The sequence below is a fragment of the Dyadobacter sp. NIV53 genome (assembly GCF_019711195.1).
GTDB lineage: Bacteria > Bacteroidota > Bacteroidia > Cytophagales > Spirosomataceae > Dyadobacter.
The window spans coordinates 7,441,262-7,456,654 of the sequence record NZ_CP081299.1 but is presented as its reverse complement, the minus strand read 5'-3'; the positions used below and the strand labels follow the sequence as shown (position 1 = coordinate 7,456,654).

The window sequence follows — 15,393 nt, the reverse complement described above, 5'->3', positions numbered from 1 at the left end:
TAAAACGTAAACCTGCTGTCGGAAAAAACGTGAGCCACACATCCGATAAATTCATCAGCCGCTAAACTGGTGATGCCATACATTTTTTTAGTTATCATAAGACTTTTTTTATCATACCTGCAAAGTATCTGTATACCATTTGTACTTTGTGAATATGCTTTTCACCACGACAATGACCGGAAGAAGCAGTGCATATGGAATTTCCACCTTTATGCAGGACCCGGTGTCAGCTAAAACCAGCCCGTTACAGTAAAATCTTTGATGCATCTGCTTCTCCCATCAATCAGAATCCTCCAGACAAAACACAAAGACAATGGCCTCAATTTCCATTCCGCTCAGATCTGTTTTAACCTTTTTTCAATCCTTTTTGCGGCCATGGTGATGGGCCAGCCGAAACCCAAAGAACCTCAAACTATCAAAGAGCTGCAGCAAGCCATTCAGAAAGTCCTGAAAGAAACCGGAACTCCTGCCGTAGGCGTGGCATTGGTGCGGGGCGATAGTCTGGTCTGGGTTGCAGGAATCGGCAAAGCGAACCTGGAAAAGAACAGGGATGCCAATGAAAATACGATGTTCCGGATTGGTTCTGTCTCCAAAATGTTTGTTTCCCTGGCCATTTTAAAATTGCAGGAAGAAGGCCGTATAAGTCTTAAAGACAAAGTCCGTGATCTGGCGCCAGAAATTGCGTTCATCAACCCATGGGAAAACACAGCCCCAATCCTGGTGGAACATCTGCTGGAACATACTACCGGATGGGACGATCTGCATCTGGCAGATTATGCCATGAACGAACCCAAACTAACCTTGAAACAGGGACTTGACTACCATCCTCATTCGCGCATCTCGCGCTGGATTCCGGGGACACGTATGTCCTACTGCAATTCCGGCCCGGCGGTGGCTGCATACATTATCGAAAAGATTACCGGCCGGACTTTTGAGGATTATATTCAGGAGCATTTTTTTAAACCTATGGGAATGCAGACGATGAGTTATTATGCCACGAGTTTATACAAGAATTCCGGTGCCACATTATATATGGATAATCAACCGCAAAAGTACTGGAACATCAGTGTCCGGCCTTCGGGATCAATCAATGCATCTGCTAAAGACATGGCAAGAATGCTCAGGTTTTTTATCCAAAGAGGACATGTTGACAGCCTTCAGATAGTAAGCGAAAAATCTCTTGAGCGTATGGAAATGTCCACCACCACGATCGGTGCCAGTCAGGGACTTCAATACGGATACGGATTGTCTAATTACTCGTCGGTGTATAAAAGTTATGTTTACCGCTCGCATGGCGGGGGTGTCAATGGAGGCTTAACCGATTTTTCCTATCTGCCCGGCCATCAGGCAGGCTATGCGATCATGATCAATTCGGGTGATGGAAATGCCCTGTACCGAATCCAACAGCTGGTACGCAGTTTCCAGACACACAATTTGAAGTCTGACAAGACCGTTCGTACAGATAACACGGGGCCATTACCTACCCTGGATGTCAATGGTTACTATATCCTCATCAATCCCAGAATTCAGATGACGGACTATCTTGAACGGATCGTCAACCTGCGCCATATCTGGGGGAAGGAACGGTTTCTTTTCAATTCGCCCCTATTCGGCGGAAGTACCGAAACATATCTGGCCATTAATGATCACCAGTTCATCTCACAGGAGACTGGAAAGATCAGCATGGTGAAAGTACGTGATCCGCTGGCAGGTGAAGTTCTGCAGGCAGATACTCAGATACTCATGCGGGTTTCACCCTTTGCGGCATTTGGCCGGCTTATCCTTTTAGGCTTATGGATATGCTATCTGGCAGGTTCGCTGATCTTTGGGTGCATCTGGCTGATTCGCTGGGGCATGGGTAAATCCGTCGGACTGTCAAAACAAACAATTGGTTTGTGGCCGGTCATAGCTAGCCTGCTTTTTGTATGTGCGTCCATTATGGCATCTGTGGGTGGGAAAAACCCATTTGAACTCCTGGGTAAAGTCAGTCCTGTATCGGTTTCTATCATGGTCTTGACAATCGGATTTGCGTTGACAACTGCCTGGTCTGCCGTTCATATTTTTTTAGAAAGAAAGACAAAAAGTGTAAGCAATATTTACATCCATGTTGTTATTCTGACCGGATTGCATCTAGTAGTGACCTGCTATCTAATATGGTACGGCGTAATTGGCATCCAGACCTGGAATTAACATGAACTTCATCGTGTCCTAACTTTCTGGCTGATCCTGCTAACCTATATCCTATTTTCTCTTTCCAAAAGGGCAATTCAGCAGAAGTCAGATCCAGTATAAGCTTATTCGCATTAGTAAGATTTATAGACATATAAAAAGAATATATTAGATCGGATAAAGACCAGAAAGTATGATAACTTCGGACTTCCATTTATTTATAAGTTTAATTTAATATACTCTAACCTAACTTAATCCGGAAAGAATGAAAAGACTTAACTTAATTTTGGCAATAATTATATCTATTGTCGCAACATTCAATAACTCCTCTTTTGGGCAAAAATCAAGTCCCAAACATCTTCCAATCATAGATGTACATGTGCATGCCATGAAGGTAAATCCCGCCTTTGCAGCTGATATGTGCCCCTGGTTTCTAAGCAGTATGCCGGGCGCCAATCCTAACGGCCCCGCTCCTACCTTCATCAATACAGATTGTGCCCTACCGCTCAAAGCGGCCAGATCAGATAAAGAATTCCAGGACTCATTGATGGCTACAATGAAGCGGTTGAATATGACCATCATTGCAAGCGGCGATGCAGGCATTATCCGCAGCTGGCAGAAAGCAGCAGCTCCTGGCAGGGTTATTCCAAGTATCAGCATAAGTTCGTCAGAAGAGATGACGGTAGTTGCTTTTACCGACTCCCTATCCAAAGGGTTCTATAAAGTGATGGGTGAAGTAGCTCCTCAGTATCAGGGGATGTCACCCAGCGACCAATCCCTGGACGGGTATTTCGCAGCAGCTGAAAAACTTAATATTCCGGTTGGCATTCACATGGGTACCGGAGGTAACGGCAGTATTAATATATCAAATCCAAAGTACCGGGCTTCGATGGGTAACCCCTTTTTATTGGAAGACCTGCTGGCCCGCCATCCCAAACTGCAGGTATGGGTAATGCACGCCGGTTATCCCATGATGGATGAAATGCTGGCATTGATGGGAGCCAATGCTTACGTCTATGTAGATGTTGCCGGGATGATCTGGAGTTATCCGCTGGAAGAAGTAAATATTTATATTAAACGGCTCGTACAGGCTGGTTTTGGCAAAAGAATACTATATGGCACTGATCTGATGATATGGCCGAAACTTCTGGAAACATCCATTGGTGTGATTGAAAATGCCAATTATTTATCCTTTGATCAAAAACGGGATATTTTATTTAATAATGCAGTCCGTTTTTTTCGGTTAGACGAAAATAAACTGAAGTAAAATAACCTGTACCTATACCAAACATTATCCCGAATTATATTGTAAGACATTTTTGCTGTCGGCAATCGGCTATCTTCCAAAATCTCGTTCCATGCAACAATTTGATAGCCGACCGCCGAAAGCCGAAAGCAATACAGTAGAATTCCCGATAATGTTATTAGTAAAATAAATTGATAGTACTGCCTCATTTGTTTTACCAAATGGAGTACAAATTAATTCGGGAATATTTGATTGTTGAGAAGCTTGTTTTTGTTTAAATACAATTCGTTTGATATAACTAATTAAAAATATTCTATAATATATGACTAAATAATTTAATACTAATTGAAATTATTACTTTTTTTATCAAAATAACCCCTATGTCAAATCTCAAATTATAGTATAAAAACGATCTGAATACTTAACAAATTATAATTTTACGATAAATATTTATATTTTATAAGTAGTATTAATTCATATTTGATTTAATACATTATAGTTATAAATGTATAGTTGTATAAAATTAATCCGTATTCAGATGAAAAAATTATTGCTTATTATTGCTGCATCGCTGCTTTTTAACAGCTTTGGCTCCGCTCAAAACAATGTTGGTATCAATACCACTACACCCGATGCTTCCGCAGCCCTTGATATTAATAGTGCAAACCAAGGTATTCTCGTACCCAGGCTGACGCAGTCACAGCGTGATGTCATCACTTCACCTGCAAATGGGCTGCTGATTTATCAAAAAGACAATACACCCGGATTTTATTACTTCGACGGCAGCAGCTGGAAGCCACTTAGTGGAAGTGGTACTGGTGGAGGCGGCACATCGACCGTGTACGGGGATGGGTCAGCAGGCAATCTAAGCATCACCTCCAATACGGACTGGACAGCTTCACCGCCTGCTGATTTTAATTTTCAGTTTTCGGGCATTAGCATAGCAGCGGGTGCAACACTTACGGTTCCGAGTGGGACCAAATTGCGGTGTAACGGCAATGTTAGTATATCGGGCATGATCATCGTGAAAGGTTCTGAGAAGGTAACAGGAATTGCTACTTCCGGATGGATCAGTGGCGTAGCCCGCACATTTGCAGGTAATGGTGAAAACATTTCATATGGGGTACAGACCACTTCGGTTCTAAGCCTGGTCAATATTCCTGCATATGGCGGCGCAGCCGGAGCAACCGGCGGTGTTGGCAGCCTGTGTTCTGGTGGTGAAGGTGGCGGGTCTTTTGCCATTTATGCGAATGGGAATATAACTATATCTGCCGCAGGAGGCATTACGGCAAATGGCGGCATAGCAATTACAAACGCAGGAACCGCAACCAGTACAAATGGAAGCGGAGGCGGTGGCGGTGGTATTGTGGTACTTCTCTCAAAAACCGGCGTGAATAATACGGGTACAATCAGTGCTGCCGGTGGAGCGGGTTCTGACTCGAACCTGGGTACCGGACCAAGGCCTGGCGGCGGCGGAGGTGGCGGTGGAATCATCTTATTGGTAGGCCCATCAGTTGCGGCAGGAAATTCACAGGTAAATGGTGGTGCGAACGGTAATAATCTCGCTAATAGCGGGAATGGCTCATCAAACGGAGGAGCCGGTGGCGGTAGCGGCGGCAATGGCGGGGCCGGAGGTGTTATCTCTGTTTCTTCCACTAAAAATGTTGTGTCAGCACCCACTGCTGGTATTGGAGGAATACTTAAAACGATCGCGAGTGCCAATCCGGAAAACCTTTATTAATCCTCCACCGAAATGAAAAACATACTTATCTTATCCGCTTTCCTTGGTTTAGGCGGAATAACCTGTGCACAAACACCTGCTTTGATCAACAACGGTGCGGGCCTCTTCATTTCACAGGGGACGGAGGTTCAGGTAAACGGGGATTTTATCAATGAACCTGGCAGTGACCTGAATAACAAGGGTATAATTTCCACCTCTGGCGATGTGGTCAATAATGTGCCCATGCTGCAGGCGGATGCCGGGGAATTATTCCTTCAGGGAACCCAACCCCAAACGATTGCAGGTGCCCCGGTGTATGCTACCAACCTTACTATCAGTAATCCTGCCGGAGTTACATTTACTACACCTGTCAGGATTAGTGGACAAATAGCATTTGCTTCCGGGATATTGGTTAATACCGATCCTGCCAATGCAATTACCTTCACAACGGATGCTTCGGTTAGTGAAGACTCTCCTGCATCGGATGCCAGCCATATCAATGGTTTTGTGGTAAAAGAAGGAGTTGGTGGTTTTAATTTCCCTACCGGTGACGGACAATCCTACCAGCCTGTTTCAGTCAACCTGACCGAAAACAGCGATGGCATGATGGCAAAATATGTAGCGGGGGATGCTGGTACCGGAGACTTCAGCAACACCGGTAGCAATCCTACCCCACTTTTGGCACGAAATGCACAGGAATACTGGACGCTTTTGCCAGCGGGCACTGCTGCCGGCACGGTTTCAATTTTCTGGGACAACTACAATAATTCCGGCATCGGTAACACTGCGGATCTGGCTGTCGCGCATCTTATAGCCGGAAAATGGCAGAACGAGGGAGCCAGCAGTAGCAGCGGCACTTCAGCAGCGGGTGTAGTAACCAGTAACAGTATCAGCACGTGGAGCCCTTTCACACTGGGGAGCATCTCAGCATCTTCACCACTGCCGGTGCGGCTGATTTCCTTTACTGCCAAAAGAGTAGAAAGTACCGTAGTACTGAAATGGAAAATCGCAGATGCCGAGCGGTTCAGCCACTTTGAAGTGCAGCGAAGTATTGATGCGGTACAGTACGAAAAGGCAGGCCGGATTGATTATCTGAAAAGTGGCAGCGCCCAGTCGGATTTCGATTTTACAGACTTTCAGTCCGCAGGCGCCTCATGGCTGGCTGGCAAGCTTTATTACCGTTTAAAGCTGGTCGACCTGGACGGAAGTTATGCATATAGCAAGGCACAAAGTGTTGAAGCTGGTAGCCATGACATGACATTGGTAGCATATCCTAACCCTGCCAGAGAGGTGTTAAATCTTCGGACAGGCAGTATTAATGTAAGCAAAGCCGAAATAACCATAACATCGTTGGAGGGAAAACGTCTGATGCATCAGCCTGTATCCGTAATTAAGGGAAAAGTCACCTTGGATACCCATAATTTCCCACCGGGAGTTTACCTCTTATCTGTTCGTCAGGACGGCTACGATCAGGCTTTCAAATTCATTAAAGAATAGGTGGATTTTGTCCGCTTGGTTTAAATAAAACAGGCAGCCCCAAAAGCAGAATTGTAATAATTTAGCTTTTGGGGCTGCCTGTTTCTTTATAAGTATGTAAATCTCCGGCATCGCAATAATACGGGTGAAGGTTGATTTTATGCCACTAAATCCCGTCAGCCGAATTGCCGCCAAATATTCAATGATATGTTCATAATAGTGATTTAATTTAGTATAAATTTTGGAGCATTTAAGTGAATACATTATTTAAAACCAATTTCTGAGATGTACCATTGCTTTATGGGCAAATACTTAAAAGACATTTTAGCGACAGAAGCACCGATATATTATTTAATCCCACAGAAATTGGACACGTCTTTTCATTCCATTAAGTTTGTAACCATCCTGCGAAGCCGCGGCCTGTTCTGATAATTACCATTAAAAAAATACTCCATGAAACTTAATAAAATGTTGCTATCCCTATTGGCCATATACTGCTTAAATGGTTGTGTATCCAATAACATAGCGTGGAAGACCAACGAAAACATCAAGAAAATAAAGATCGGGATGACAAAAGAAGAAGTGATTAAAACACTTGGACAGAAATATATGATAACGTCATCGGCCAGGGATGCCTATGGTAATCCGGTTGAAGTAATTGGCTACAAAAGTGACATGGGCGAAGAGTATCATCTTAAATTTATTACGAATAAGCTGACTGAATGGAACAGACAACATATCAATAAGAATGTGGTTAAAGATCACCTTCCATCTGATTGATGGATTATACCTAACATCCAAAGGGTGGAAAAATGAATTAAATACCAAATCATTGGCCGGCAGTATACAGAGCCTTCTAAACCAGCCTTTCCTTAATGGCTAAACTTACCGCCTCGGTAGCACTGTTGACATAAAGCTTATCGTAAATACTCCGGATGTGGTTATTAACCGTATTATAAGTGATTCCGCATTCAGCCGCAATCAGCTTGTAGCTACAACCCTTCACTAAAAATCCAAGCACATGCTTTTCCCGTTCAGTGAGGTGGTAGTCTTTTTTTGCTGAAGTTTCTATGGAGAAATACCGGAGTACCCTGACAGCGATACTGCCTGTCATCGGCGCGCCGCCATTAAGAGCCTCCCCTAAACTTTCCAGGAATCTTTCGGGGCTTGTTTTTTTGAGAAGATATCCGTTCGCTCCAGCCCGAAGGCTCTCAAAAATGCGCTCATCTTCTTCGAAATTCGTCTGGATCAATACAGGCAATGCGCCAAAATGCCTGCGTATCAGCCGGGTTGCCTCAATACCGTCAATTCCAGGCATATCGATGTCCATGAGCACAAGATCGGGGGTTGAGTCGGTAATATCCGCTACCAGATTGCCGGCATTGGCGAAGGTGCCACTACATGTGAAGTCGGATGACAGGTTCAGCAGCATGGCCACGCTATTGAGCCTCTCCTGATTATCGTCGAAAATTATGATCCTGGATGCCATGCCGTAAAGTTAAAGATTCGCTGCATACAATTCCATAGCAAATAATTGCTATCCCTGATCGGATTAGAAAACGAGCGTGATGGTAGTTCCGCCCCCTTTTGTCGTTTCGAGCATGAGTTTGCCTTTCATCTGGGTTGCACGCTGCTGCATATTCGCCAGGCCATTTCCTTTTTTTGCAAGCTCCCGGTCAAACCCTACACCATTGTCTTTGCTTACCATTTTAACCTTGCCGTTTTCATGACGAAGATCTACATGGATCGTGCTGCAGCAGGCATACTTCGCTGCATTGTTCATGGCCTCTTTAAAGATCAGGTAAAGATTTTTTCGCATTTGCATGTCAAGCTTCATCTTCTGTAGCAGAGGATCTGTTTGAAAATGGAAGGCAATTCCTTTGGATTCAGCCAATCCGTTTCCAAAACTAAACATTCGTGCAAACACATCGTCGATCTGGTCACTGCCGGCTTTAACGCTCCAGACAATGTCACTAAGCCCTTCCTGTACCTGCTGGGCATTTTCCTTTATTTTTTGCACAACCTGCTGATGTTCTGACTTTTCCATTTGCATCAGCAGTGCCTGGCTATAAAATGTAATACTGCTGAGCGTACTACCGATTTCATCATGCATGTCGGCACTGATGCCATTTCTGATCTGTTGAATATGAAGAATCTGACTAAGTCTGTATCGGTAGAAAAGGTAGAAAAAGATGCCAATTATCAGAATACTAAGGATGAAAAACCAGGGAGACCTATACCAGGGAGCAGCCATTTCAACAGGAGCCTGCCATTCACGGGCACTCCAGTCGGCACCTGCAACAGATACCTGAACACGGAGCTTGTACTTGCCAGGCGGCAGGCTGTTAAGCAGCAATTTGTTGCCGCTTTCAAACATTTGCCAGCGATCATCATTCCATCCTTCGAGTTTGTAGCGGAACCGGTTAATGGCCGTGTTCTGGTAATCCGGGCTCATAAAAGAGAAAGCAAAAAGACGTTCAGAGGGGTTAAAGACAATTTTCCCGCCTGCTTTATAGTTTATTGTTGTGTCTGCCTTGTTGCGGTCGGCATCGTATTTGGAGTAGGAGATCAGCTGCAATGCATGCTCTTTGTCAGAACGGGTATCAAGGCGCGCGGGATCAAATGAGACAATGCCATTCAGGCCACCAAAATAAAGGGTACCATCCTTTGCTTTCAGATAAGATCCGTGATTGAACTCGGTGTGCGGCAGCCCGTCAGAAAGTCCATAGTTATGAAATTTTTGCGTGCGGGTATTAAATCGTGACAAGCCTTTGTTTGTACTTAGCCAAAGATTTCCCAGCTCGTCCGGCAGCGCAGCATAAATATTGTTATCCGGCAGGCCGTCGTGAATAGTGAATAGCCGCGTTTTTTTTTGAACCGTATCAATGCGGATCAATCCTTGGCCTGATGCGGCCCATAATGCATTCTCATGCCAGACTGTGTGAAATATCTGCAAAGCAGGAAGTTTGATCTTGTCTGCCGGCGATTGGCCATAATGTGCTTCAATGGTAGCATCCTGGTTTAAAACGTACAAACCGTTGACCGTACTAACCAGAACACGGTTACGGGACCAGGCCATAAAATAGTTTATCCGTTCATTTTTGATATACCGGCCAGCCTTGTCATTCAGCAGTACAGGTTTCAGGTTACGGGTATCAATAGCCGCCATTCCACCCCATGTTCCCATCCAGAACGTATGATCATTCAATTTATAAAAAGAAGTAAATCCCCGGCCACTCACAAATGGAAACTCGACCCGGGTGTATTTCCCGTTGCCAGGATCAATGTGGAGAAACTGGGTGCCATCCGTAACGGCATACACCTGGCTTTTAGAAAACAAAACCTTATACGGGATCACTTCGTTGCCCGGAATGTTTTTCTGCCTGTACAGCACCATATGCCTTGTCAGGCCTGATAACGGGTCAATCTGGTGGAGCATGTAGGCTGTATCGCTGCGGATGTAGCCATAAGAACATGCCCATACTTTGCCTGTCGCATCCTCTGTAATGCCTCTTATGCTGCTGCCAATGTCACCCGGTTTTTCCTGTGGCTTACTCAGGTATTTCCGGAATATTTCCCCGGTCAAAGTGATCTTGAAAAGGCCATTGGCGCATGAGATCCAGAAACTGCCGTCAGAGCTCAGGTAATTTGCAAAAAGAAAATCTGAGTACCGGTTTTTTGCTGCAGCTGACTGGTTAGAGAAGTAAATTCATTTGTTTTTTGATTTAAAAAACCTACCTCTTTTTCATTCTTATACCATGCATACCCTTTTTTGTCGGCATCAATATGATCAGGATTTACCGGTGTATCTGCGTCTGAAAGCGGACCGAATGTCTGTTTTTCAAAAAAGTATTTACGCATCCTGCCTTTTTTACTGCCTTGCTGATTGTAATAAATGCTCACTCTGTCAGGACCAGACTGCAGAACGCTGGCTACCTGTAAATGACGGGCAGCAAGGTCACCTAACAAGTCTATCCGGCTACTACTCTTTGATTTTTCGTTGACTTCATGCAGGAAATTCCCTTCGATGTAGGCATACACATGGTTGCCGGCATCACAGAAAAGGTTTGTAACTACACTTTCAACTGAAAAGCGATGCTCCAAACCGGAATTCGGCGTGTAGATGGCATCAGCAACAAGTTTCCTGTTGATCCTGACCAGTTTGCCACCAGGAATAGCCACCCAGGCATTTTGTTTTTTGTCAAAGAAGATATCCAGGTGTTGTTTGGAATCTGCGCCTTTCAGATGGCGCGAAGGATTGATCGTGGTGCAGGTCAGATTATCAGGGTTTATAATGCTGATGCCGGCATTATGGGCCACCCAGATGCTGCCTTCCGGGCCAGTCCGTATCTGGTTAATCAACGTGCTGCCTCCGATGGACCGGGTAAGGATGCCGGTAAAATTTTGAAATGTGTATCCGTCATAGCGCCACAAATCCTGACCGGTTCCCACCCACATAAAACCACGTCCGTCCTGCGCCAGACAGCGCGTATTCCTGCTTGGTAAACCTTGTTCAGGACCCAGCAACTGAATGTTCACACGCGTTTGCGGAACCTGCGCGAGGCAGGGAATTACCCCATACCAGAATATTAGATGGAGCAGCCAGAAACTATGCATCCTTCTACCTGGCCCCCAAATCGTAAAGCATAAAAGTTTGCGCTGCATGCGGTGAAGACAAATTTCGTAAGATGGCTTAAAGAGTTTACTCTGAAATTCCATTATCAGATTAAAGATGTAACCGCTTTCAATTTACTTGTTTCCAACTTGTATAAGCGCTGACGTGGATTATTTGCCTTAAAGTACCGGCATAGCAAGAATTTGCTATTGCGCAACGGCACCTTCTTGTATTCTTTTGTACTGTTAAATCAAGGTATCGAATTATGCCTCGGCCGTAATATTGATTCTAACAGGCACGACGGCTTTTGGAAATTTTATGGACTTAATGAAGAAGCAAAAATACACTTTACTTCTCTGCCGGGCGGGAACTTAGAATTTTCATTGATGTAAAATCCCGCCGGGCAGGTGCATTTGTCATTGACCTCAAGCTCATTGACCGGCAAAAAAAACATGCAGAATTGTGATTACAAGGTAATATCTTAATTAAATACTCAATTTCCCCTAAAATGAAAAACTTAGTTCTTTCTCTAAAAATCATCTTGCTGGCTCTTTTTATACACGGTTGTACCGACCATACAGAGCCAGTTCCGGAACCACAATCTTTTACCTCTGAACCATTTGTGAGCGGATTAAAATCACCGGTTGGTTTAACTCTGGACGAAAGTGGAAACATATGGGTGACAGAAGCCGGAACAGGAAATAATAACGATGATGCGAGCATAGCGATGATCACGCCAGCCGGTATTCAAACAACATTCGTAGCCGGCCTGAAATCTATAACAAATGAGGGCTCCACTGAGGGCATCGGTCATTTGCTATGTCGCGGGGGAACCTTGTATTTTCTACATGGTGTAAATGGCAGCCTCTACACAGCAGATGTGTCTTCTTTCAAACCGGGAGATGCAGCTGTTAAACTTTCCGATATACCTTCCCAGGATGTAGGAACTTATATTAGAAGTCTGGCTTTGACGGATCCGCAGAATTCAAATGCTTATGATCTTGCATTCGGGCCGGATGATCATTTATACCTTGCCGACGCCGGAAGCAATGCGATTATAAAAAGAGACAAGACTACGGGCGACTTAGCTCTGTTCGCACACATCGCCGACCTTGCGCCAAACACGAATGCAGTACCGACCGGGATTGTTTACGACGGCAGCAAATTTCTTGTAAGTACACTAACAGGCTTCCCGTTTGCTCCCGGAAATGCGAAAATTTTTCAGGTTGATCAATCAGGAAATGTAAGTGTGTATAAGTCTGATTTCACGACGCTTACAGCCATAACTCTTTCGGCCAATAACAAGCCAATCATTGTTCAGCACGGTATATTCGGACAAATGGGATTTGAAACAAAGTCAGGTAAAGTGCTGGACGAAAACGGTAAAACGCTCTTGGATAATATTTCCCGGCCAACCGATATTGTCCGTGCAAGTGATAAGACCTATTACCTGCTGAGCTACCAGGACGGGACGATCAGCAAGCTTAGTTATTGAAAATAAGTTTCTAAACCCTCCTAACTTTCCTGACCCCAAAGTGAAAGCACTGAAAATTACCGGTAAAGTATTGGCCTGCCTTGCAATTATTATTGCGGCTGCCCTGATTTATGTCAAAGCTGCCCTACCCAATACCGGCGCTGCACCAGAACTTAAAATTGAGCGCACCGCAGCCCGCATCGAACGCGGAAAGTATCTTGCCAATCACGTTACCGTTTGTATGGACTGTCACAGTACCCGCGACTGGTCACAATATGCCGGGCCGCTATCTGGTGGTCTTGGAGCGGGCGGCGAAGCGTTCACACAGGAAATGGGCTTCCCCGGCAAATTCTATGCACCCAACATCACACCCTATACACTGGCAAGTTGGACGGACGGAGAAATTTTCCGTGCCGTTACAACTGGCGTCAGTAAGAGTGGAAAGGCATTGTTTCCCGTGATGGGATACCACCGTTTCGGGCAGCTCGACAAAGAGGATATTTATGCGGTCATTGCCTACATTCGTGATCTGGAACCGGTAAAAAAGGATGTTCCGCAGTCGGAGCCTGATTTTCCTGTCAACTTCCTGATCAATACAATGCCGCAGGAAGCTGCGTTCACGACAATTCCATCAGAAGCAGATGAGGTAGCATATGGCAAATATCTGATCACCGCAACGGGCTGTGTGGACTGTCACAGCAAGACTGAAAAAGGCAGTGTGGTACCCGGAACCGAGTTTGGCGGAGGAATGGAGTTCAAAAGTCCAAACGGTACTGTACGCTCACCTAACATTACTATGCACAAGGAAACCGGTATAGGCCACTGGACCAAAGAAGCTTTTGTGGCGCGTTTCAAAGCCTACATAGACAGCGCGTATATTTCGCCCAAAGTTGCTGCCGGCGAGCTGAACACACCAATGCCATGGACCATGTATGCAGGGATGAAGGAACAGGACCTTGCCGCGATCTTCGCTTATCTGAATACGATTAAACCGATCACACACAAGGTTGAAAAATTTGAGGTAATAACAAGAGCTGATGCCACTGCGCATTAATTAACAAGGCTTGCCATGGCTTACCCTTACGTCGGTGAAATCAGAATGTATGCTGGAAAATCCGCTCCCGATGGATGGTTGTTCTGTGACGGAAAGCTGCTTCCCATTGCCGACAACCATTTTCTTTTTCGACTGCTGGGAACCACTTACGGTGGTGACGGCGAGATTACATTTGGTCTTCCGGATCTGAGAAAGTACCTGCCGATACACCAGGACGAGGGCCCCGGGAGCGGTGTTATCATAAATCAATTATCTCAACTTCAAAAGATTCCAGCAGTTTCTCTCCAAACACCGAAGCGGGTGATTGAAATCCTGATTTAAAAAAACCGTTCAATACCCGCGAGGCAACTTCAACAGAGGCCGTAACGGTAGGCATATAACCAGCAGGTGTAATGGCTATGGATCTCACTATCGAACCGTCTGCTCCCGTTATCTCAGCAAGAATTCTGCTGCGGCCTTCACTTGTCTGGTCATTTTGAATCGTTTCCAAATCTGACTTTTCCGTCGCAGCCGGTAGTGCCATTTGAAAAAACTCTTCGATGTTAGGAATGCCAGTCGATTTGTAACACAGCACTACGGCGCCCAGTGGTGTTGGAAAGCACTCTTGCGCTCCATTACCAAAATCAAAATAAGAAGGCTTTGCGTCTGTTAATTTTTCAATTGATCCGTTTCGCCTTACCAGGATGCCTGCATCAATAATATTGCCACTGCTCGCAATGGAACCGGGTGTAAATCCGCCACTGTACTGAAAAGCTGCCCTTAAAGCAACGGGGTTTTTCACACGCTTTGCAGTATGTACCACCAGCGGATCATAGGTCGAAAATAACCCGGCACCAGATAGGATCATAACACCGGCGCCTTGCGCTGCTAAGTCTTTGGACTCGGCAAGCTGGTAAATATTTACTTCGGCCGTAATGTCAACATAATGGACATGATGCGTAATACAAGCCTCCATGGCCGGTTCAGCCGTTTCACTGAATGGCCCTGCGACATTGAGCAGACAGGTTTTACCGCGAAGACTTTTTTCCCAGCCGGGTTTGTCATCTACTGAAAAAACATGGTAAACAACATTGAGCTGTCGCGACAATTCCGAAAGCTTCTCTTCACTCCTGCCAGCAATCTCAAAATCCAGGCCGCGTCTGGCTGCCTCGCGACAGATCATTGTACCGGTGTAACCTGTTGCACCGTAAATAAGGAGTTTACCTTTTTCAGGCTGATTTAATGTTGTCATGTTATTTCTTTAAAAGATTTTCTGTCCGGGAAAGAAATCCTTCCAGCGCGGTTTTGATATCAATATCCATACGGTCAGCCAAAACGATCAGCCACCAGATGCATTCCCCTAACTTATGCTCTAGGTCAGGAGCACTACCAGCTCCCATTGGCCAGCGTCCCTGCTGCGACATCGTGAGGCGGCCAACAAGACCTGCATCGGTAAGAAATGCTAGGGCATCTTCTTCAACCGTCCATTCACTGCCGTGATATTGTAATTCCAGTTCGCGGTACAATTCTCTTAATTTTAAAGACCGGTTTACTGTCTCATTCAAGGTCACTTCTTTCATATTAATCTGTTATTTGATTTATTTTCTAATAAAGCCAGGATCAAATTCAGTATAATTTTAAAACAATCGTTTCAGATTTA

General features: G+C 45.1%; 13 protein-coding genes. 8 read left to right on the top strand and 5 right to left on the bottom strand.

Going from position 1 to position 15,393, the window contains the following annotated elements; genetic code table 11:
- Positions 1 to 261 precede the first annotated feature (261 nt).
- From KZC02_RS30820 to KZC02_RS30800, 5 genes are all read left to right on the top strand, one after another.
- The gene (locus tag KZC02_RS30820; protein WP_221392167.1) at positions 262 to 2,190 is read left to right on the top strand and encodes a serine hydrolase; all 1,929 of its coding nucleotides are present in this window, start codon (positions 262 to 264) and stop codon (positions 2,188 to 2,190) included.
- A gap of 244 nt (positions 2,191 to 2,434) precedes the next feature.
- On the top strand, positions 2,435 to 3,436 hold the full coding sequence (locus KZC02_RS30815; RefSeq protein ID WP_221392166.1) for an amidohydrolase family protein: 1,002 nt from the start codon (positions 2,435 to 2,437) through the stop codon (positions 3,434 to 3,436).
- Between the two features lie 517 nt (positions 3,437 to 3,953).
- Complete coding sequence (locus KZC02_RS30810) at positions 3,954 to 5,156, top strand: hypothetical protein (RefSeq protein WP_221392165.1); 1,203 nt, start codon at positions 3,954 to 3,956, stop codon at positions 5,154 to 5,156.
- Between the two features lie 12 nt (positions 5,157 to 5,168).
- Positions 5,169 to 6,632 (top strand): T9SS type A sorting domain-containing protein, encoded by a 1,464-nt coding sequence (locus KZC02_RS30805; RefSeq protein ID WP_221392164.1) that lies wholly within the window; start codon positions 5,169 to 5,171, stop codon positions 6,630 to 6,632.
- Positions 6,633 to 7,064: 432 nt separating this feature from the next.
- On the top strand, positions 7,065 to 7,391 hold the full coding sequence (locus tag KZC02_RS30800; RefSeq protein WP_221392163.1) for an outer membrane protein assembly factor BamE: 327 nt from the start codon (positions 7,065 to 7,067) through the stop codon (positions 7,389 to 7,391).
- A gap of 76 nt (positions 7,392 to 7,467) precedes the next feature.
- Here the strand turns inward: KZC02_RS30800 and KZC02_RS30795 are convergent, their stop codons facing one another.
- The 3 genes from KZC02_RS30795 to KZC02_RS30785 all read right to left on the bottom strand — a co-directional run bounded on the left by KZC02_RS30795 (position 7,468) and on the right by KZC02_RS30785 (position 11,276).
- Entirely contained in the window at positions 7,468 to 8,100 is a 633-nt protein-coding gene (locus tag KZC02_RS30795; RefSeq protein WP_221392162.1) for a response regulator transcription factor, read from the bottom strand.
- 63 nt (positions 8,101 to 8,163) lie between these two features.
- Entirely contained in the window at positions 8,164 to 10,197 is a 2,034-nt protein-coding gene (locus KZC02_RS30790) for a sensor histidine kinase (RefSeq protein ID WP_221392161.1), read from the bottom strand.
- A gap of 53 nt (positions 10,198 to 10,250) precedes the next feature.
- A complete protein-coding gene (locus tag KZC02_RS30785) occupies positions 10,251 to 11,276 on the bottom strand; it encodes a two-component regulator propeller domain-containing protein (RefSeq protein ID WP_221392160.1) in 1,026 nt (341 codons plus the stop codon).
- 458 nt (positions 11,277 to 11,734) lie between these two features.
- On the opposite strand from KZC02_RS30785, the gene KZC02_RS30780 reads away from it, so the two are divergent.
- Genes KZC02_RS30780 through KZC02_RS30770 form a run of 3 tightly spaced genes read left to right on the top strand, consistent with a single transcriptional unit; the run spans position 11,735 to position 14,075 of the window.
- On the top strand, positions 11,735 to 12,721 hold the full coding sequence (locus KZC02_RS30780; protein WP_221392159.1) for a ScyD/ScyE family protein: 987 nt from the start codon (positions 11,735 to 11,737) through the stop codon (positions 12,719 to 12,721).
- A 40-nt stretch (positions 12,722 to 12,761) separates the two neighbouring features.
- Positions 12,762 to 13,754 (top strand): c-type cytochrome, encoded by a 993-nt coding sequence (locus tag KZC02_RS30775; RefSeq protein WP_221392158.1) that lies wholly within the window; start codon positions 12,762 to 12,764, stop codon positions 13,752 to 13,754.
- A 15-nt stretch (positions 13,755 to 13,769) separates the two neighbouring features.
- Entirely contained in the window at positions 13,770 to 14,075 is a 306-nt protein-coding gene (locus KZC02_RS30770) for a tail fiber protein (RefSeq protein ID WP_221392157.1), read from the top strand.
- Here KZC02_RS30770 and KZC02_RS30765 read toward each other — a convergent pair.
- Positions 13,993 to 14,985 carry a trans-acting enoyl reductase family protein gene (locus tag KZC02_RS30765; RefSeq protein ID WP_221392156.1) on the bottom strand — a complete coding sequence of 331 codons (993 nt, stop codon included), beginning with the start codon at positions 14,983 to 14,985 and terminating at the stop codon, positions 13,993 to 13,995. The genes KZC02_RS30770 and KZC02_RS30765 overlap by 83 nt on opposite strands.
- Position 14,986: 1 nt before the next feature.
- Complete coding sequence (locus KZC02_RS32325; protein ID WP_229253898.1) at positions 14,987 to 15,313, bottom strand: hypothetical protein; 327 nt, start codon at positions 15,311 to 15,313, stop codon at positions 14,987 to 14,989.
- Positions 15,314 to 15,393 lie beyond the last annotated feature (80 nt).